At 60.0% G+C, this 19,470-nt stretch carries 20 protein-coding genes; 6 read left to right on the forward strand and 14 right to left on the reverse strand.

The window, feature by feature from the left end:
• Nucleotides 1-57: 57 nt before the first annotated feature.
• Complete coding sequence (locus JNB85_RS22395; RefSeq protein ID WP_220336484.1) at nucleotides 58-249, reverse strand: DUF2735 domain-containing protein; 192 nt, start codon at nucleotides 247-249, stop codon at nucleotides 58-60.
• A 427-nt stretch (nucleotides 250-676) separates the two neighbouring features.
• On the opposite strand from JNB85_RS22395, the gene JNB85_RS22400 reads away from it, so the two are divergent.
• Complete coding sequence (locus JNB85_RS22400) at nucleotides 677-1,717, forward strand: glutamine synthetase beta-grasp domain-containing protein (protein WP_220336485.1); 1,041 nt, start codon at nucleotides 677-679, stop codon at nucleotides 1,715-1,717.
• A 243-nt stretch (nucleotides 1,718-1,960) separates the two neighbouring features.
• Nucleotides 1,961-3,139 carry a glycosyltransferase family 4 protein gene (locus tag JNB85_RS22405; protein ID WP_220336486.1) on the forward strand — a complete coding sequence of 393 codons (1,179 nt, stop codon included), beginning with the start codon at nucleotides 1,961-1,963 and terminating at the stop codon, nucleotides 3,137-3,139.
• Nucleotides 3,140-3,142: 3 nt separating this feature from the next.
• Here JNB85_RS22405 and JNB85_RS22410 read toward each other — a convergent pair whose 3' ends face one another.
• Nucleotides 3,143-4,156 (reverse strand): alpha/beta hydrolase, encoded by a 1,014-nt coding sequence (locus JNB85_RS22410; protein ID WP_220336487.1) that lies wholly within the window; start codon nucleotides 4,154-4,156, stop codon nucleotides 3,143-3,145.
• 164 nt (nucleotides 4,157-4,320) lie between these two features.
• Between JNB85_RS22410 and JNB85_RS22415 the strand changes: the two genes are divergently transcribed.
• Nucleotides 4,321-4,758 (forward strand): MarR family winged helix-turn-helix transcriptional regulator, encoded by a 438-nt coding sequence (locus JNB85_RS22415; protein WP_220336488.1) that lies wholly within the window; start codon nucleotides 4,321-4,323, stop codon nucleotides 4,756-4,758.
• Between the two features lie 60 nt (nucleotides 4,759-4,818).
• Here JNB85_RS22415 and der read toward each other — a convergent pair whose 3' ends face one another.
• The 3 genes from der to JNB85_RS22430 all read right to left on the reverse strand — a co-directional run bounded on the left by der (nucleotide 4,819) and on the right by JNB85_RS22430 (nucleotide 7,638).
• Nucleotides 4,819-6,243 (reverse strand): ribosome biogenesis GTPase Der, encoded by a 1,425-nt coding sequence (der, locus tag JNB85_RS22420; RefSeq protein ID WP_220336489.1) that lies wholly within the window; start codon nucleotides 6,241-6,243, stop codon nucleotides 4,819-4,821.
• Nucleotides 6,244-6,256: 13 nt separating this feature from the next.
• Nucleotides 6,257-6,940 (reverse strand): tetratricopeptide repeat protein, encoded by a 684-nt coding sequence (locus tag JNB85_RS22425; RefSeq protein ID WP_220336490.1) that lies wholly within the window; start codon nucleotides 6,938-6,940, stop codon nucleotides 6,257-6,259.
• 101 nt (nucleotides 6,941-7,041) lie between these two features.
• The gene (locus JNB85_RS22430; RefSeq protein ID WP_220336491.1) at nucleotides 7,042-7,638 is read right to left on the reverse strand and encodes an NnrU family protein; all 597 of its coding nucleotides are present in this window, start codon (nucleotides 7,636-7,638) and stop codon (nucleotides 7,042-7,044) included.
• Nucleotides 7,639-7,767: 129 nt separating this feature from the next.
• Between JNB85_RS22430 and JNB85_RS22435 the strand changes: the two genes are divergently transcribed.
• The gene (locus JNB85_RS22435) at nucleotides 7,768-8,757 is read left to right on the forward strand and encodes a polysaccharide deacetylase family protein (protein WP_220336570.1); all 990 of its coding nucleotides are present in this window, start codon (nucleotides 7,768-7,770) and stop codon (nucleotides 8,755-8,757) included.
• A 116-nt stretch (nucleotides 8,758-8,873) separates the two neighbouring features.
• Here the strand turns inward: JNB85_RS22435 and sbmA are convergent, their stop codons facing one another.
• Nucleotides 8,874-10,139 carry a peptide antibiotic transporter SbmA gene (gene sbmA / locus JNB85_RS22440; RefSeq protein WP_220336492.1) on the reverse strand — a complete coding sequence of 422 codons (1,266 nt, stop codon included), beginning with the start codon at nucleotides 10,137-10,139 and terminating at the stop codon, nucleotides 8,874-8,876.
• Nucleotides 10,140-10,261: 122 nt separating this feature from the next.
• Nucleotides 10,262-11,443: a YbfB/YjiJ family MFS transporter gene (locus JNB85_RS22445; protein ID WP_220336493.1), complete on the reverse strand. Its 1,182-nt coding sequence runs from the start codon at nucleotides 11,441-11,443 to the stop codon at nucleotides 10,262-10,264.
• A gap of 163 nt (nucleotides 11,444-11,606) precedes the next feature.
• Here JNB85_RS22445 and JNB85_RS22450 point away from each other — a divergent pair, with 163 nt between their 5' ends.
• Complete coding sequence (locus JNB85_RS22450) at nucleotides 11,607-12,212, forward strand: PadR family transcriptional regulator (protein ID WP_220336494.1); 606 nt, start codon at nucleotides 11,607-11,609, stop codon at nucleotides 12,210-12,212.
• Between the two features lie 44 nt (nucleotides 12,213-12,256).
• On the opposite strand, the gene JNB85_RS22455 is transcribed toward JNB85_RS22450, so the two are convergent.
• A complete protein-coding gene (locus JNB85_RS22455; RefSeq protein WP_220336495.1) occupies nucleotides 12,257-12,847 on the reverse strand; it encodes a TetR/AcrR family transcriptional regulator in 591 nt (196 codons plus the stop codon).
• Nucleotides 12,848-13,036: 189 nt separating this feature from the next.
• Here JNB85_RS22455 and JNB85_RS22460 point away from each other — a divergent pair, with 189 nt between their 5' ends.
• Nucleotides 13,037-13,435, forward strand: coding sequence for a RidA family protein (locus JNB85_RS22460; protein ID WP_220336496.1), 399 nt, complete (start codon nucleotides 13,037-13,039; stop codon nucleotides 13,433-13,435).
• A 55-nt stretch (nucleotides 13,436-13,490) separates the two neighbouring features.
• Here the strand turns inward: JNB85_RS22460 and greA are convergent, their stop codons facing one another.
• From greA to glpK, 6 genes are all read right to left on the reverse strand, one after another.
• Nucleotides 13,491-13,973 (reverse strand): transcription elongation factor GreA, encoded by a 483-nt coding sequence (gene greA, locus JNB85_RS22465; protein ID WP_220336497.1) that lies wholly within the window; start codon nucleotides 13,971-13,973, stop codon nucleotides 13,491-13,493.
• Nucleotides 13,974-14,004: 31 nt separating this feature from the next.
• On the reverse strand, nucleotides 14,005-14,754 hold the full coding sequence (gene map / locus JNB85_RS22470; protein WP_183825880.1) for a type I methionyl aminopeptidase: 750 nt from the start codon (nucleotides 14,752-14,754) through the stop codon (nucleotides 14,005-14,007).
• Between the two features lie 40 nt (nucleotides 14,755-14,794).
• Nucleotides 14,795-15,856, reverse strand: coding sequence for an LLM class flavin-dependent oxidoreductase (locus JNB85_RS22475; RefSeq protein ID WP_220336498.1), 1,062 nt, complete (start codon nucleotides 15,854-15,856; stop codon nucleotides 14,795-14,797).
• A gap of 181 nt (nucleotides 15,857-16,037) precedes the next feature.
• Nucleotides 16,038-17,297, reverse strand: coding sequence for an RNA polymerase sigma factor (locus JNB85_RS22480; RefSeq protein ID WP_220336499.1), 1,260 nt, complete (start codon nucleotides 17,295-17,297; stop codon nucleotides 16,038-16,040).
• Nucleotides 17,294-17,668 (reverse strand): YciI family protein, encoded by a 375-nt coding sequence (locus tag JNB85_RS22485; RefSeq protein ID WP_220336500.1) that lies wholly within the window; start codon nucleotides 17,666-17,668, stop codon nucleotides 17,294-17,296. Before JNB85_RS22485 ends, JNB85_RS22480 begins: the two co-directional genes overlap by 4 nt.
• Before the next feature lie 296 nt (nucleotides 17,669-17,964).
• Nucleotides 17,965-19,458 carry a glycerol kinase GlpK gene (gene glpK / locus JNB85_RS22490; protein WP_220336501.1) on the reverse strand — a complete coding sequence of 498 codons (1,494 nt, stop codon included), beginning with the start codon at nucleotides 19,456-19,458 and terminating at the stop codon, nucleotides 17,965-17,967.
• Nucleotides 19,459-19,470 lie beyond the last annotated feature (12 nt).

A 19,470-nucleotide genomic window follows, 5' to 3' on the forward strand; every position in this document is an offset into this window, starting at 1 on the left:
GCCGGCCACGCGCAGGCTCGCCCCCGCCTAAGCGGTCAGTCGTCTTCGATCCTCAGATCAGGAATGGGGCTTCTTGTCGTCGCTGCGAACGGCTTCATCGTGAGACCAGCAGCTGTCGAGCGCAGCGTCACACACATCAGCGGCCTCCCGCTCCATCATGCGAAAGCGCTCGAAGCGACTCTGCGCCTGAACGGCCTTAATGGGAAACTGGTATATTGTCGCGGATTCACGATGGAAACCGATTGCCATGAGATAGCCTTTCTTCGCTCGGCCTATCAACATTCACGGTCGAAACAATAGCACAATGCACATAGTTTATGCAAATTGCACAAGATACAGGCAACGTCGCCATTATAGTCGCTCCATGCAGCATTTCCTGATTAAGCTTCCGCTGATTTGTTTAAAACTTCATCCATCGGGCTCAACGCCGGAATTTTGATCTGGTTCCAACGCGGAAAATGCTCATCTGGAAGCGGGATAGCTGCATACCGGCACTCTTCAGCCGCCTGCCGCTTCCACTCCGAAATGGCGTTGGCAGGATGATTCGTAAATTTTTTATGTCGACCGCCCGATCTGGCACGCTACGTGCTTTACAAGAGACATCCCCTGGCGGGAGAGCGCACCCTTGCGTCTGCTGCCTCAGGATTTGCTCAAGTTCGCAGCAGAGAGAGTCGCGATGACAAAGTATAAGCTCGAGTACATTTGGCTCGATGGGTACACCCCGGTACCGAACCTGCGTGGCAAGACGCAGATCAAGGAATTCGATAATTTCCCGACGCTCGAACAGCTCCCTCTCTGGGGCTTCGATGGTTCGTCGACGATGCAGGCCGAGGGCCGCAGCTCTGACTGCGTGCTGAAGCCCGTCGCCGTCTACCCCGATCCGGCCCGTACGAACGGGGTTCTTGTCATGTGCGAAGTCATGATGCCGGATGGCGTCACGCCGCACCCGAGCAACGCCCGTGCGACCATTCTCGACGACGAGGACGCCTGGTTCGGCTTCGAACAGGAATACTTCTTCTTCGAAAACGGCCGTCCGCTCGGCTTTCCGGAAAGCGGCTACCCGGCTCCGCAGGGTCCGTACTACACCGGCGTCGGCTATTCGAACGTTGGTTCGGTTGCCCGCGAAATCGTCGAAGAGCATCTCGACCTCTGCCTCGCTGCCGGCATCAACCACGAAGGCATCAACGCCGAAGTGGCCAAGGGCCAGTGGGAATTCCAGATTTTCGGCAAGGGCTCCAAGAAAGCCGCCGACCAGATCTGGATGGCGCGCTACCTCCTGCAGCGCCTGACCGAAAAGTACGGCATCGACATCGAGTATCATTGCAAGCCGCTCGGCGACACCGACTGGAACGGTTCGGGCATGCATTGCAACTTCTCGACCAAGTACATGCGCGAAGTTGGCGGCAAGGCCTATTTCGAGGCGCTGATGGCCCAGTTCGAAAAGAACCTGATGGACCACATCAACGTCTACGGCCCCGACAACGACAAGCGCCTGACCGGCAAGCACGAGACGGCTCCGTGGAACAAGTTCTCCTACGGCGTTGCCGACCGTGGTGCTTCGATCCGCGTTCCGCACTCGTTCATCAAGAACGACTACCGTGGCTATCTCGAAGATCGCCGCCCGAACTCCCAGGGCGACCCCTACCAGATCGCTTCGCAGGTTCTGAAGACAATCTCGGAAGTCCCGACCTCCGATTCCGCTTCGGCTGCAGCCTAAGTTTTAATGCGGCGCCGGCCTCCCCGCCGGCGCCGTTCCTTTTCAAGGCGCAAATGCTTTCCGGCCATTCATCGCCGACATGATTGCTGGTCTCTCCCGGCATAACGCCCTGTAAACACGCTCAGGGCTGTAATATTTCCATCATGCACTTCCGCCAGAATAACAGGGCGGGAATCGCCATTCCGGAACCCCGCCAGGGGTTGTGCGTTGCCAGAACAAAGCGGCGCTGATGGAAATGGAAGCATGCTGCAACGTCCGTCAAATTCGTATAACGGCGAAAGTTGGGCTAATGCCGCCGGAGCCGTGCCCGAGCGGCTGGTGATCGTCACGGATGCCTGGCATCCGCAGGTCAATGGCGTTGTCCGCTCGATCGAAAATACCAACCGCGAGCTGGCCAAAATGGGCGTCGAAGTGTCGATGGTGACGCCCGAGCGTTTCGCCAGCATTCCCTGCCCCACCTATCCCGAAATCCGCCTGTCGATCGCCTGGTACCGCCGCGTCGCCCGCGAGATCGAAAAGCGCAATCCTTCCTACGTTCACATCGCGACGGAAGGGCCGCTCGGCCTGTCGGCGCGGCGCTGGTGCATCCGCAAGCGCATGCCCTTTTCCACCAGCTACCACACCCGCTTTCCTGAATATGTGTCGGCCCGTCTGCCGATCCCCGAGAGCTGGCTCTACGCCTTCGTGCGCTGGTTCCATAATGGCGGCGCCGGCTGCATGGTGGCCACACCCAGCCTTGCCCGTGAACTGTCCGCCAAGGGCCTTAAGAACCTGATGCCCTGGAGCCGCGGCATCGATGCCACGCAATTTCATCCGATGCCGCTGGAAGAAAAGCCCTTCGGCCTTTCCCGGCCGATTTTCATGACGGTCGGCCGCGTCGCGCTGGAAAAGAACCTGCCGGCCTTCCTGGATCTCGATCTGCCCGGTTCGAAAGTGGTGGTCGGCGACGGCCCCGCACGCGCCGAACTCGAAGAACGCTATCCGGACGTGCACTTCACCGGCGTGAAATTCGGCGAAGAACTGGCAAAGGCCTATGCGCAGGCCGATGTCTTCGTCTTCCCCTCGCTGACGGATACATTCGGCAACACCATTCTGGAAGCGCTTGCCTCTGGCGTTCCCGTCGCCGCCTATCCCGTCACCGGCCCGCTGGATATTATCGGCGAGGCAAGCACCGTCGGTGCGCTGAACCAGGATCTGCAGGCGGCCTGCCTTGCTGCGCTTTCCGGTTCGCGGGAAAAGGCGCGCGAGCTTGCCGTGCAATATTCTTGGGAAGCGGCTACGCTGCAGTTTATCAACAATATCCGCGCCGCCAATGGCGTCATTACGCCGAAATGGAAGAAAGCGTGGCAATACGCCACCAAATCCCTTCCAAGAAGCAGAAAACCCGGCGATTCCGCCGGGCCTCTTTCTTCCGCTGACTGACCCTTACTTTTGAAGGGAAGCCCGCAGCGTATCGTTGGCGACAGAAATGGCGCTGCGAACAGCCGGTGTTTCGGCAATCGCGTTGAGCAGCACGAAGTCGTGGATCGTGCCGTTATAGCGGATCGACGTGGCCTTTACGCCTGCTTGCGACAGCTTGCGGGCATAAGCTTCGCCTTCGTCGCGCAGCACGTCGTTTTCATCGACGATGACGAGTGCTGGCGGCAGGCCATTCAGCTGATCGAGGGACGCCTGCAGCGGCGAAGCGGTCGGCTCCTTGCGCTTGGCTTCGTCAGGCAGATAGGCATTCCAGAACCACTTCATCGCTTCCTTGGTCAGCCACGGGCCATTGGCAAACTGATTGTAGGAACCGGTGTCGAAATTGGCGTCGGTGACAGGGTAGAAGAGGACCTGCTGGTCGATGGCAGGACCGCCGCGCTCCTTGGCAAGCAGCGTCACGGCGGCAGTCATATTGCCACCGACGCTATCGCCGGCAACGGCAAGGCGGCTGGCATCCACGTGGAATTCTTTGGCGTGCTCGGCGACATATTTCGTGGCCGCGTAGGCCTGCTCGATAGCGATCGGGTAACGGGCTTCCGGCGAGCGGTCGTAGTCGACGAAGACGACGGCAGCCTCGGCGCCATTGGCGATTTCGCGAACCAGCCGGTCGTGTGTGTCAGCATCCCCCAGCACCCAGCCGCCACCATGGAAATACATGACGACAGGCAGCGTGCCCTTGGCGCCCTCAGGGCGAACGATGCGCAGCTTGACGCTGCCCGTCGGGCCGACCTTGATCACCTTATCCTCTTCCTGGGCCGCCAGTTTCTTCACGTCGCCCTTCTGGGCACCGGCGAGAATGTTGCGGGCATCGGCGGGCGAGAACGTGTAGATCGGCTTGGAGCCGGCCAAGCTATCGATGAATTTCTGCGTTGTCGGTTCCAGTACCGGATCGGCAAACGCTCCAACGGCGGAAACTGCCAGGATTGCTGCTGCGGAAACTGCGGTCTTGATGCCAGACATTGTCGTATCCTCTTGGGTTCGTTGCGTTCTTTCTGAACACGATTTTTATATCGCACACGACTGATTATCGTGCGATACAAATTATTGCATAGCTGCCATGCACTAAAAGCGGATACGATTATTTATCGCACGACATAAAATCCAGTGGTTTTGGAGATTGAACCATGTCTGACCAGCTGAAACTCGACACATTCATCTGCTTCGCCGTCTATACGGCAAGCCATGCCTTCAATCGAGTCTACAAGCCGCTTCTCGACGAACTCGGCCTCACCTACCCGCAATATCTGGCCATGGTCTGCCTCTGGGAGGAAGACGGCCAGACCGTCGGCGGCCTCGGTGAGAAGCTCTTCCTGGAATCGAGCACGCTGACCCCTCTCCTCAAGCGCCTGGAAACGGCAGGCTACATCCGCCGCGAACGCAGCAGACAGGACGAGCGCGTCGTCGTGCTGCGCCTGACTGAGGAAGGCAAGCGTGTGAAGGAAAGAGCTGAGACCGTCCCGGGTTGCATCATCGACGCAAGCGGCCGCGACGCGGATCAACTAGCACGGCTGCAGGCGGAGATTATCGGTCTGCGCGAAGCACTGAATAAGAGCGCATCTTGAATCTCGGCGCCCCCGGCAAGCCTACTCCGGCTTGCACGGCATGGCCCAAGACGAGCCTGACTAGGTTCGCTTCTTCTTGCCCTCAAACGGATTGTCCGGCGACCGGTAGTGGATCCGGATCGGTACGCTCGGCATGTCGAAATCCGCACGCAGCCCGTTGATCAGATAGCGCGTATAGGATTCCGGTAGGGCGTCGGCGCGGGTACAGGACACCATGAAGGCCGGGGGGCGGGCCTTTACCTGCGTCATATATTTAAGCTTGATGCGGCGGCCGGACACAGCCGGTGGCGGATGCTGAACCTGCTGCTGCTCCAGCCAGCGATTGAGCTTGGCGGTGGAGATACGCTTGTTCCAGACACGATCCGTATCGATGATCGACTGCATGAGCTTGTCGAGCCCCCAGCCGGTCTGGCCGGAGATCGGCACGGCGCGGATGCCGCGCGCCTGTGGCAGCAGCCGGTCGGTCTTTTCGCGCAGGTCGGCAAGTACCGCCTGGCGATCCTCGATCATGTCCCACTTGTTGAAGGCGAGCACGGCCGCGCGGCCTTCGCGCAGCACCAGGTCGACGATATGCAGATCCTGCTTCTCGAAGGGGATCGTCGCATCGAAGACGATAACCACGGTCTCGGCGAAGCGGATGGCGCGCAAAGCATCGGCAACCGAAAGCTTTTCCAGCTTCTCGATCACCTTGGCCTTGCGGCGCATGCCGGCCGTATCGAACATTTTGATGGTACGTCCGCGCCAATCCCATTCCACTGAGATGGAATCGCGTGTAATGCCGGCTTCCGGCCCCGTCAGTAGCCGGTCTTCGCCGAGGAAGCGGTTGATCAGCGTCGACTTGCCGGCATTCGGACGACCGACAATTGCCACACGCAGCGGCTTGGTGTCGTCATAGGCGGGCTCTTCGTCTTCTTCGCCCTCTTCACCGGTCAGCTGCGGCAGATCGACGTCAGTGACGGCGACATCGTCCTTCGACGGATAAGCGACATCCTCGCCGAGCGCAGCAACGATGGCGTCGCGCAGATCGAGCATGCCCTGCCCATGTTCGGCCGAAATCGGCACGGGTTCGCCAAGCCCCAGCGAATAAGCATCGTAGAACCCGCTGTCGGAACCGCGCGCCTCGGACTTGTTGGCAACGAGCACGACCGGCTTGCCGCGACGGCGCAGCATCTCGCCGAGTGCCGTATCGACTGGCGTCAGCCCGGTTTTGGCATCGACGACGAAGAGCGATAGATCGGCCTCGTCGATGGCGGTTTCCGTCTGCTGGCGCATGCGGCCCTGCAGGCTCTCATCCGTCATCTCTTCGAGGCCTGCCGTATCGACAATTGTAAAACGCAGGTCGATAAGCCGTGCTTCGCCCGGACGGCGGTCGCGAGTCACGCCGGGCGTGTCATCGACAAGCGCGAGCTTCTTTCCAACCAGACGATTGAAAAGCGTCGACTTGCCGACATTCGGGCGTCCGACGATGGCGACCGTAAAGCTCATTCTTTTCCCTAACTTAGCTCTGCGCGGCGGGCGCCTTGCCGGATGCGGTGATGAGATCAAGCATCATATGGGCACGATTGGCAACACCGCGCGGGCTGTCCACATCGTCGACGATCGACTGGAACCACTGACGCGCCTGAGCCATGTTGCCGGCCTTGTAGGCGGCAAGACCAAGCGCCTCGCGTGCCGAATGGCGGAAGGCATTGCCCGGCACGGCCATTTCCTCGATGGCGGCAGAAACCTGCTCGTAGGTGCCGTTCTCGATCAGCAGCCAGCCGGCGCGCATCTTGGCGGCATCCTGCACGGCAGCCGGAACGGACTTATCCTTGGCGATCGCCTGGAAGGACGCGATCGCCCCGGCATTGTCGCCCTTCTGCGATTGAACGGTCGCGGCACGCATACGCGCCAGGACCGGGTAAGCGCCGTGGCCTTCCTTCTCCAGCTTGTCGAGCGCGGCCAGCGCCTCGTCGGTCTTGTTCTCGTCGGCGAGCTTCATCGCCGCCAGGAACTGGTCGCCGGCACTTGAGGAAGCATTGTTGTCCCAGTATTCATAGGCAACCTTGCCGATCGTTCCGAGCACGATAAGAACGGCAACGGCAATGATATAGCGGCCGAACCGGCGCACTGCGCCCTTCATCTGGTCTGAACGCAGTTCCTCATTGACTTCACGAATGAAGCTGTCGTCGTTGAATGCCATTCTCTTCTCCGGCCGCGGATACCCATACACAGTGCAAAACGCACATTGTCGGGCCTTCTACTCCATTTTGCTGCCGTTGTAAGGGGGATATCGCAGAATCGTCACGAAGCAAGCATCGGCAGCGGTGCTACGCCGATCAGCCATTCGTGAACGCGCCAGATCATCAGCGCCCAGACGACCACGCCGACGATGACGGCATAGAGATCATATTTGGACGAAACGAAGACCGGCAGCGTGATCTCGCCGCGGCGCTGGCGTCGCTTCAGCGAAATGCGCACCACCACGCCCCAGGCAAGGAATGCAGCAAAGAGCAGCACCGAATAGGCCTCGCCATTCGACAGAAGATGGGCCAGCGCCCAGATCTTCACCGACAGTACGATCGGATGTTTCGTCTTCGTCTTGATATAGCCGGCCGGCAGGAAACCGGAAACCAGACAGATCACCGCGATCAGCATCAGGGCGACGGTGAGATGCGTCATGCCCATGGGCGGATTGTAGAGCATGCCGACCGGCTCGCTGCGGGCGACGCCAAAGGCGTAGATCACGAAGATCAGCGTCAGGATGCTAGCAATCGAGTGGAAGACGACCCAGGCGGGCTTGCCCACTCTGTCAATCATCGCCTGCCGGAAGCCCGGAACGACGACGCGGATCAGATGCAGGCCGAGGAAGAGAATGAGGCTAAGGACGAGCAGAGCCATGATGATCTGGTTTTCCTATTTTGACGGTCGACAATGAATTACCGGCAGACGGCGAAAAATGCCAGCAAGACCGCAGCTTCGCCGCATTTCTGTAACAGGAAAACCGCAATGCAAATTGTCGCGGTGCCCATGTTTCGTTCTATTTTTTCTGCCCCCCTTGCCCTCTCGTTGATTTTTCCCGCCGCGGCTGGCGCCGCCGACAAGCCGAAACAGCTCGTCATCATCTCTTTCGATGGCGCGCACGACAATGCGCTCTGGCAGAAGAGCCGCGAGATGGCGGCGAAGAACGGCGCGCATTTCACCTATTTCCTCTCCTGTACCTTCCTGATGAACCGAGAGGCGAAGAAAGCATATCAGGCCCCGCATCAAAAACGCGGAAAATCCAATGTCGGCTTCGCGCAAAGCGACGACGAAATCCGCGAACGCCTTGGCAATATCTGGCACGCCCATCTCGAGGGCCACGATATTTCCAGCCATGCCTGCGGCCATTTCGACGGAAGACAATGGAGCGAGGAGGACTGGTCAGCCGAGTACGCGACTTTCAAGACGACGCTGAAGAGCGCCTGGAAGGGCGTCGGGCTGGAAGAGCCTGCCGGCTGGCAGGATCTTGTCGACCATGGCATCAAGGGTTTTCGCGCACCTTACCTTTCGACAGGTGGCCGCGCGGACATGATCGCAGCCGAAAAGAAGGCCGGCTTCACCTATGATGCAAGCCTCGTCACCAGGGGGCCGGCCATGCCCGTCGAGGAAAACGGCGTCCTCCGCTTCGGCCTGCCGCTCATTCCTGAAGGTCCAGACGAAAAGCCTGTTATCGGCATGGATTACAATCTCTTCGTCCGCCATTCCAAGGGCGAGGAGGATTCCGCCGACAGCGCCGCCTTTGAGAACCGCGCCTATACCGCGTTCAGGGAAGCCTTCGACAAGCAATATGCCGGCAGCCGCATTCCGCTGCAGTTGGGCTTCCACTTCGTGGAAATGAACGCCGGCGCTTATTGGCGCGCGCTCGATAGGCTGGTCAGCGACGTTTGCCACCGAGCGGATGTTGCCTGCGTCAGCTATTCCGAAGCAATCCCGATGATCGAAGCTCGCGGCAGGCTACAGGAGACGTCGGGGTTATAGAGTCTGATACCTTTTATGAACTTGGATACTCAACAACGGCCTGCATCAGTCGCCGTTACCGCGATGGGCATCCAGAAAAAGATGGGCCGCCGTTTCGGTGGCCCTTTTTGTTGCTGTCAGCCATCGGCGCGAACGACACCGGCCTCGCGCTCCAGATAGCGCTGATCGATCTCAGGTAGCGGCTCGTTGTCGATCGCGGCTTCGAAAGCCCGAAGACGCTTGTGGATGGAGAGCAGTTCGATGATCGTCGACCAGGAGTTGACGAGATATTGGAAGGAATTGCTGACCTGCCCGAAAGCGGTCGCGATCTGTTGGAAGATACCGTAGGTGATTGCCCCGGCGACGAGAGTCGGTGCCATAAAGAAATAGACGAAAAGATTGTCCGCCTGCAGGTAAAACGAGCGGGCGACATTGAAATACATATAGTGAAAGTAGAGCGTGAAGTAATTTCTCCGCACCCTTGAGAACAGTTCCTGGACCGTCGGCGGCTGGGCTCGGTCGGCATGATCCTCGCCGTAAACCAGCTCCTTGCGGTAGGCCGCCTCCACACGCTGGTTCTTGAAATTCAGCCCAGGCAGTTTGATACCCGCGACAGCGAGCAGGACAGTGCCAAAAGCGGACCAGAAGATAGCCAGCCAGAAGAGAGAGTTCGGCACCTCCCCCAGAAACGGCAGGCTCGTCACGTAATGCGATAGCGCCAGCATGATCGGCAGGAAGACGACCAGCGTCATCACCGAATTGATCAGATTGATGCCGAGACCTTCCAGGGTGCTGGAAAAGCGCATCGTATCTTCCTGCACACGCTGGGAGGCGCCTTCGATGTGGCGAAGCTTTTCCCAATTCGCCATATAAAAGTCGTTCATCGCCGTCCGCCAGCGGAAGATATAATGGCTCGTGAAGAAATCGGTCATGATCGATACGAACATGGCGAGGAAGGCGATCTGCGCGAAAACCAGAAATAGGTCGTAGAAGTTCTCGACGGTAATACCCGGCTTCTTCGCCAGCGCGTTCTGCAGCAAGTCGCCAAATGGCCGACGCCAATTGTTGATCACGACGGAAATCTGCACGCTGAAATAGGTCACGAAGATGATCAGCGCCGATCCCCAGATCGACCATATCTTCCAGGGGTGGCTCATCGCCTTGAGATGCCAGGCGCCACAAAAGATCAAAGCACTCGCCAGAAAATATCCGTAAAACCAAAGGTTTTCCGGCAGCAGAAAGAACGAGAGATCGATCGGTTGCTGCTCTTCGGGAACCGGCGTGAATCCAAGGGAAGCACCAAGATCGGCGGCGAAGAAATACCAGCCTAGAATCGCAGCCAGCGTCCAGATTGTGAGCGAAGTAAAGAACGCCTTTGGCTGGGGAAAGAAGGAATGAAACACGGGGGGATTTGCTTTCCTGAACTGGAGTCTCGAAGAGTGGCGAACCACTGAATGCCCGGAAATTAAGGCAGTTCGAAGAAAGCAGCAATGGGCTCAACCCATTGTTACGCACTTGTAACCACTTAAGGGATTTTCTTCATCACCGGCATGACCAGGACCGCGCAGAAAATCAGCACGATTGCGGCAATAATGGTCGGCAGCACGAAATCTCCCGTTACCTGCGCGATCCAGCCGGCCACGACAGGACCGATGATCTGGCCGACGCCGAAGGCGGCCGTCATCAGCGCCAGGATGCGGCGCGGGCTCTCCGGTGAAAGCCGGCGGCCGATCTGCAATCCATAGGCGGTGATGGCAAGGAAAGTGGCGCCGAACAGCGCGCCGCCGATCAATGGCGCCACCGAATGCGGCAGTTCCACCGTTGCAAGCACGCCGATCGCCTCGATGATGAGAGCCGCGACATAGACACCGCCAAGGCCGAGGACCCGCACGAAGGGCTTCCAGATGAACAGCGCGACCGTTGCCGTTAACCCGGCAATGAACCAGCAGAGGAACTCGACAATCGGCCCCGACGCGCTCATGCGAGCGATAGCAACCAGGAAAGTTGCGGTGATGACATAGCCGAAGCCGAAAAAGCCGTAAGACAGCGTCAGCAGCACCATCGGCCGGTTCCAGACCAGAGGCGGCTCCTTTGCCTGCCCGTTGCGGACCGGCGCCTTGGGCAGCAAGGCCGAGGCGATGACGAGGCTGACGAGGCAGAAGAGCGCGCCGCCGATCCAGTCCGCCCGCCAGCCGCCAGCTGCATCGTCAAAGACATAACCGAGCGCAAACACCATGACGGAGGAAATCGCGATCCCCGCCCCCGGTCCGCCGAAATGTGCCGCCTGAACATGGTCGTTACCGGCAGCTGCTCCGTGGCTCAACACGATCGCGGACGCGAAGACCAGGGTGAAGGCGCTCGCCACACCAGCCAGAAAACGAATGACGGCAAAAAGCATCACCGAATTCACTACCGCCATAGCGGCCAGCAGAATTGCCGTCGCAAGCAGGGAAAGCAGCGCCACCAGCCGCTCGCGCCCCGCCGCCCAGCCGTAAGCAGCCAGAACCGCGCCAACGAGATAGCCGACGAAATTGGCAGAAGCGATAAAACCAGCGTCGGCTGCCGAAAGCGGCACGCTGACCATCATGCCAGGCAGGATCGGCGTGAAGGAAAAGCGCCCGAAGCCCATGGCCGCCGCCATTGCGACGGCACCGGCGAGCGCTGTGGTGATGAGATTGACCGGGCGGTCGTCATTGGGAGCCAACATGGCGCCGTTTATCGCGCTGCACCATTGCCGTCACAAGTGACTAATTCTGATGAGTTCTTCAATTTCGCGAACAGATTTTCTGGCAGCGGCATCTTGAATGACATATCTCACGATATATGTCTTACGACATAGTGAACGATACATCCGAACAAAGGAGTGTGTTATGAGAGGTTTTCGAGGCGGCTTCGTCAGCGAAGCGATGCGCATGGGAATGGGCCGCCGGTTTTCCGCCGGCGAATTGCAGACAATCCTGCTGGCGCTGCTGGAGCAGCGCCCTAGCCACGGTTATGAATTGATCAAGACGCTGGAGGAGCGCTCCGGCGGCTTTTACGTCCCAAGCCCGGGCGTCATCTATCCGGCGCTGACCTACCTGGAAGAAACCGGACTGGCGGAAGTGGAAAACGACGGGGCGAAAAAACTCTACAAGATCACCGATGCCGGTCGCCAGAAGGTGGAAGAGAACCGCGCCATGATCGACCAGACATTTGCCAAGCTGGAGCGCATTGCCGAGGGCATGGCCTTCGTCAATCGCATGTTCGATCCGGAGCAGTACCAGGCAGGCGGCGGCGGACGGCGCCGGCGAGATGACGAGGACGACGACTTCGGCCGCGATGACGGCAGCGTCCGCGCCGCCCGTCAGTTGCTGCGTTCGGCGCTACGCATGCGCCATCCCTGGTCGGCGAGCGAAGCCGTCAGGATTTCCGGAATTTTGGAGCGCGCTGCCATGGAAATCCTGCAGGGCGGCAAGACCGACCCGCAACGGGATTGAGGGCATATCGACGATTGGCGGCGTGAACCGCCGCCTCGTCGGTGTCAGGTCTTCAGCAACCCACTCGCAAGATCACGAAAAGCCTCGACGACCTTGGCCAGAAGGCTGTGCGGGTCTTCCACGGCGGCGATCCAGAGAGCAGCACTAAGCGACGCCCCGTTGAGCAAGCGCGCGGCAGCTTCCGCATCGATGGCCTTGACGGTACCCTCATCGATCAGCGCCTGAATTGTCTGGGTCGTCGTTCGAAGGCAGGCATTCTGACTGGGCCATTGCGAGGGATCGCCGAGCACCGCGGGCCCGTCGAGCAGCATGATGCGCTGGATTTCGGGCTCCAGAGCCATTTCGATATAGGCGGTATATTCCGCCAGTAGGCCGAGCCAGGCCGTCTCCGCCCGGTCACGTTCGATACGCAGCCGTTCTCCCATTTCGCCGTCAATCTGGTCGATGACGGCCTGCAGCAAACCCTTCTTGTCCCCGAAATTGTGATAGAGAGCGCCCCGCGTCAGCCCGACATCGGCGGTCAAATCATCCATCGAAGCAGCAGCATAGCCCTTCGCTGCGAAGGCTTTTCGGGCAGCTTGGATGAGCTTCGCCCTCGTCTCCTCCATCATCTGCGCTCGGGTTTTTGCGGCCATCGTTATCTCCAAAAAACACATACGCTCCGTATGCGTATTGACATACGCACCGTATGTCTGATTATATCCACATACGGAGCGTATATCAATTGCTCCGCATCGGGCTGGCCCCTACCCACGAATGCCTCATCGCCACCGACGAGCAAATGCTCGGCGAAAGGCACCACGTTGCCTAAACAGGAGAAAACAATGACCAAACGCGATGCAATCTTTCCCGCCGGCCGGCAGGCTCTCTACGAGATCAACCGCTATTCGGCGGCAATCCGCTCGGGAGACCTTCTCTTCGTCTCCGGCCAGGTCGGCAGCCGTGAAGACGGCTCGCCCGAACCCGATTTCGCAAAGCAGGTGCAGCTTGCCTTCGACAATCTGAAAGCCGTGCTGGCGGCTGCCGGTGCCACCTTCGACGACGTCGTCGACGTCACGACCTTCCATACCGACCCTGCCGCGCAATGGCCTATGATCTCTGATATCCGCTCCAAGGAAATTGGTGAAGCGCCCTATCCGAACTGGACGGCGGTCGGCGTGAATTGGCTGGCGGGCTTCGATTTCGAAATAAAGGTCATTGCTCGCCTTCCTCAGGCTGCCTGATCCATCCTCTCGACAGTGATAAATTTGAGCGCCACGCCCAAGACGCGCGCGGCGCTCAGGAAATCTCGATAATCTCGAGTTCCTGATCACCGATGGTGACGACATCGCCGGCGGCCTTGCCCATCAGAATGCGGGCAACCGGCGCGACATAGGAAATCGATCCTGCCTTCGGATCGGCCTCATCCTCGCCGACAATGCGATATGTCTGTACGCGCCCATCGTCACGGCTGAAGGTGACAGTGCTTCCGAAGGCAACAGTATCCTTGGACACCGCATCGGGAACGACTTGCGCCGTGCGGACGCGTTCGACGAAATACCGCAGGTCGCGCAGAGGGCTTGCCTGCTGCCGCCGCCGTTCGTTGACGTCTTCGATCGCGCTCGCGGCCTCATAGGCCTGACGGGCCTCCTGCACCTGCAGTTGCAGTGCCTTTAATCCCGCTTCGGTTACGAGATTGGGATGAGGCGAAATCGCGCGGTCCGGCAACAGCGTTTCCGCTGCGGTTTCAGCGCTTTCTTCCTTGGTGAAGGCAACAGCCATATCGACCTCCAACAGCGAGGGGAAATCCCCCTCAAGCCGCCAATGTCAGAATAATCGGCCCGTTGCGGGTTGCAATGACAGTGTGTTCATACTGCACCGTTGGAGCCTTGGGATCGCCATAGAGCGTCCAGGCGTCATCGCCGCCTTCTGCCCATGTGGCGCCGAGGGAAAGGAACGGCTCGACGGTGAAGACGAGACCTTCGGTCATCATGCGCCGTTCGGACGGGTCGGGCCAGGTTGAAAGCTCGGCCGGCTCTTCATGCAGGGAACGGCCGACGCCGTGGCTCGCGAGATTGGTGACGAGCGTATAGCGGTTCTTTTGGGCAAAGGCGCCGACGGCGTTGCCGATCTTGGCCAGCGGCTCTCCGGCCTTCACCTGGTTGAGACCGACCCAGAGCGCCCGCTTACCGTCCCGGCAGAGCTTCTCGATCCGCGATTTGACCGGCGGCACGGCGAAAGAGGCGCCGGTATCGGCAAAGAAGCCGTCCTTTTCCGCCGAAACGTCGATATTGACGAGATCGCCCGGGCGGATGACACGCGGGCCGGGAATGCCGTGAGCAATTTCCTCGTTGACACTGATGCAGGTGGCACCGGGAAACTGATAGCAGAATTCCGGCGCCGAGCGCGCGCCGGCATCTTCCAGAACCTTGCGGCCGATCTGGTCGAGCTCCAGCGTCGTCATGCCGGGCTCCATGGCCGCCGCCATCACCTGTATGGCATTGGCGCAGATGCGTCCGATATCCTTGAGTTTTGTAAGTTCCTCGTCGTTCTCGACAACCATAGACCCGTTCCGGCTTCACCCGAGAGCGACAGGCTCTTCGTCAAGCGGTGGCTTTCGCGCCTTCGGAAGCCTCAGTCAATGCCTTTCTGACGATCGGCGCCACTTTTGTCCCGTAGAGCTCGATGCCACGCATGACCTGGCCATGCGGCATCAGGCCGATCGCCATCTGCAGCAGGAAGCGGTCGTTGCGGAAAACCTTGTGGGCGGCAATGATTTTCTCGGCCACGAGCTCCGGATCGCCGAGGAAGAGATTGCCGGTCGGACCGCGCGACATATCGAAATGCGCCCGGTTCGTCGGACCCCAGCCGCGCTCGCGGCCGATACGGTTCATCACCTCGGCCTGCGGGCCGTAGAACTGATCCGCGGCAGCATCCGTCGTATCGGCAATGAAACCGTGCACGTTGATGCTTGTCTTCAGCTTGGCCGCATCCTGCCCTGCACGGCGGGCAGCTTCCCGATAGAGATCCAGCAGTGGTGCAAAGCGGGGATATTCGCCGCCGATGATGGCAAGCGCCACCGGCAAGCCGAGCGCACCGGCGCGCGCCACCGACTGCGGTGTGCCGCCGACCGCGATCCACAAAGGCAACGGATCCTGCAACGGCCGGGGATAGACGCCGCGTCCCTGGATCGGCGCGCGAAGCTCGCCCTTCCAGTCGACCATCTCGCCATCACGCAGCGCCAGAAGGAGATCGAGCTTCTCCTCGAAGAGCTGGTCGTAATCTTCGAGATTGTAGCCGAAAAGCGGGAAGGATTCGATGAAGGAGCCGCGCCCCGCCATGATTTCGGCCCGGCCGTTGGAGATCAGATCGAGCGTCGCAAACTGCTGGAACACCCGCACAGGATCGTCGGAGGAAAGAACCGTGACGGCGCTGCTGAGGCGAATGTTCTTCGTCTTCGCCGCCGCAGCGGCGAGCGCAACTGCTGGTGCCGAGACCACGTAATCAGGCCGGTGATGTTCGCCCAATCCGAAGACATCGAGCCCGACCTGATCGGCAAGCTCGATCTCTTCGATCAGATGCTTGATCCGCTCGGCCCCTTCCACGCCCTTGCTGCGGGAGGGATTGGGGTTGACGTCTGCGAATGTATAAAGGCCCAGTTCCATGGTCGGCATCCTGTTGAACTTGCCCCTGAGATAAGGTCCGGCAGGGCTTGGAGCAAACGGAAATTCTGGAACGGATCGTTCGATAAAGTTGATGGCCCCGTCGGACCGATGCCCGCCACGGATCGATGATTTCCACGCCCATTCCCCGAAAGTCGCAGGCGGCATCCCATGAAGGTAGAGCTTATTTCGCCGCCGGCTGCGCCGCCTCTTCCTGCATCTTGTCGATCTGCCGGCGGATATGCGCAGCTTCCGCCGCCGAGTGCGCAAGCGCGATGGCGCGGTCGAAGGCTATGCGTGCTGGCGCAATGCGGCCGAGCTGTTTCAGCAGATTGCCGCGCAGGCCGTGATAATAGAAATACCCGTCGAGCTTATCGCCCAGTGGTTCAATGAGATCGAGCGCCTCCTGCGGACCGTTCAGCTTTGAAACCACGACGGCCCGGTTGAGTGTTACGACGGGCGAAGGCTGGACACGTTCGAGGGCGCGATAGAGCAGATCGATTTCCACCCAGTCGGTATCCTCGGCGCGTTTGGCGCGGGAATGGACGGCGGCAATTGCAGCCTGCAACTGATAGGGACCGGGCTTGCGGTGACGCAACGCCTTGTCGAGAAGCGCCAGCGCCTCGTTGATGAACGGTTGGTTCCAGAGCGAGCGGTCCTGGTCTTCCAGCAGCACGATCTCACCTTCGGCGCTGAAGCGCGCCTGCCGGCGCGAAATCTGTAAGAGCATCAGGGAAAGCAGCCCCATTAGTTCCGGCTCGGCGGGGAAGATATGCAGCATCAGCCGCGCCAGCCGGATCGCCTCGTCGCTAAAGGCGGCCGCCTCCTGTTCCGGATCGGCCTGGCTGTAGCCCTCGTTGAAGATCAGATAGATCATTGTGCTGACGATTATCAGCCGCTCGGCCCTCTCCTGCGGGCTCGGCGTCTCGAACGGCACGCCAGCCTTTGCCACCCGCGCCTTGGCCCGAGTGATGCGCTGCTCCATGGCGCTTTCGGAGACGAGGAAGGCACGCGCGATCTGCGTCACCGACAGGCCGGAGACGATGCGCAGCGCCAGCGCGATCTGCTGGGTGGCCGGCAGGTCCGGATGGCAGCAGATGAACAGAAGCCGCAGGATATCGTCGCGATAATGGGAATCATCCAGCCGATCGGCAATGTTGCTTTCAGCGTCCTCGGTGTCAGAAATCTGATCCTCGTCCGGCAGGGCCTGGATCTTCGCCCGCTTGCGCACCGCGTCGATGCCGCTGTTACGGCCGACGAAGATCAGCCAGGCCGTCGGATCACGCGGCGGCCCCTTTTCCGGCCAGGTCCGGATCGCCCTCAGGCACGCCTCCTGAAACGCTTCTTCCGCCGTATCGAGATTGCGGAAGTAGCGCAGCAGTGCGCCCAGCGCCTTGGGCCGGGCTGAGGCAAGCGCGAGGTCGATCCAGGCGATGTCTGTCATGATGCGATCTCTCCCGGCCTGAAGGTATAGAACGGCCGAATTTCGTAAGAGGTGGAACCGGGATTGACCGCCGAAAGCTGTTTCGAGAAGGCGATCGCCTCATCCAGCGTTTCGAAATCAACCGTATAGAAGCCGAGAAGCGCCTCTTTCGTTTCCGCAAACGGACCATCGACAACGAAGGCCTCGTCTCTACCTTTGCGCACGGTCGCTGCGGCCGTCGTCGGCATTAGCCGGCCGGTCGGGCCGAGCTTGCCGGCAGCGGCAAGCGGCTCGATCACGGCATGGAGATTTCCCATGACGGCTGCCTCTTCTTCCTGAGTCCAGTTGAAGACGGTTTCCTCATTGGCGTAGCAAAGGATTGCATAAAGCATCGGTAGCTCCTCTTTCCGAATGACGAATGAGTAACCGTTTGCCCGACAGGCCGCATCAAAAAATTCCAGATGGAAAAACTGATAGATTAACTCTGCGCACCGGCGCGGCCATTGCCGTCCGATTTGGCTCGAAAGCTATCCGTGCTTTCCACCATCTTTTTCATTCACACCTGGCGCGCGCCCATAGACGACAACCTCTTGACGAGGATACAGGTCACAGGTGCTTGGTTCGGAAATTCGAACACGCAGTCGTTAACCCGGAACACCAAACATAAACGCCCCGGTAAGCTCAAAGCCTACCCTTCGCTCAGCGTCCGCTTCACCGCATTCTTCCAGCCACGAAGCTTCGCAGCACGTGTCTTCTCGTCCATCGAGGGCTCGAAGCGCCGGTCACGCTTCCAGGTCGTCGAAAACTTCTCCCTATCCGGCCACACCCCAGCCCTGCTGCCGGCAAGCCAGGCAGCACCGAGCGCCGTCGTTTCCAGGATGACGGGACGATCGACGGGAGCTTCCAATAGATCGGCAAGCCGCTGCATCGTCCAGTCCGAAGCGACCATACCGCCGTCGACGCGCAGCACCGTATCCTCGGTTCCGTTCTTCCAGTCCTTCTGCATCGCTTCCAAGAGGTCGCGCGTCTGGTAGCAGACGGCCTCCAGCGCCGCGCGGGAAAGCTCCGCCGGCCCGCTGTTGCGGGTCAGGCCGTAGATCGCGCCGCGTGCCTTGGCATCCCAATGCGGGGCGCCGAGACCGGTAAAGGCCGGCACGAGATAAACGTCCTGTGTCGGATCAGCCTTCTCAGCGAGATCATTCGTATCCGATGCCTTGTCGATGATGCCGAGGCCGTCGCGCAACCACTGCACTGCGGCGCCGGCGATGAAGATCGAGCCCTCCAGCGCATAGGTCGTCTCGCCGTTCAGGCGATAAGCGATGGTCGTCAGCAAACGGTTCTTCGATCGCACCATGTCGTTGCCAGTATTGAGCAGCGCAAAGCAACCGGTGCCATAGGTCGATTTCAGCATGCCCGGTTCGAAGCAGGCCTGGCCGATTGTCGCAGCCTGCTGATCGCCGGCCACGCCGAAGATCGGAATGGCTGCACCGAAAAGCTCCGGGTCGACCATGCCGAAATCATCGGCGCAATCCTTCACCTCGGGCAGCATGGCGGCCGGTACGCGCAGGATGTCGAGCAGATCCTCGTCCCACGCGTTGGTCGCGATATTGAACATCAGCGTACGCGAAGCATTGGTCGCGTCCGTGACGAAGCTCTTGCCGCCGGTCAGACGCCAGATGAGGAACGTGTCGATCGTGCCGAAGCAGAGGTCGCCGCGCGCCGCCCTTGCGCGCGCTCCCTTCACGTTGGCGAGCATCCAGGAGAGCTTCGTTCCCGAGAAATAGGGATCAAGGATCAGGCCGGTCTTCTTCGTGAAGGTGCGCTCCAGATCCTGCCGCTTGAGATTGTCGCAATAGCTTGCCGTGCGCCGGTCCTGCCACACGATGGCGTTCTGGATCGGCTTGCCGGTCTCGCGTTCCCAGACGACGGCGGTCTCGCGCTGGTTGGTGATGCCGAGTGCGGCAATGTCCTTTGCCGTAACCTTGGCTTCGCGCAGCGCCATATGGACGGTGGAAACGACCGAATCCCAGATTTCCTCGGGATCGTGCTCCACCCAGCCGGAGCGCGGATAGATTTGTGTGAATTCCTTCTGGCCCATGCCGGCGATCTTCATGTCGCCGTCGAAGACGATCGCCCGCGTCGAGGTCGTTCCCTGATCGACCGCCAGAACATATCCACCCATGCGATTCCTCCC

This window comes from Rhizobium mesosinicum, assembly GCF_019511345.1.
Lineage (GTDB): Bacteria > Pseudomonadota > Alphaproteobacteria > Rhizobiales > Rhizobiaceae > Rhizobium > Rhizobium mesosinicum.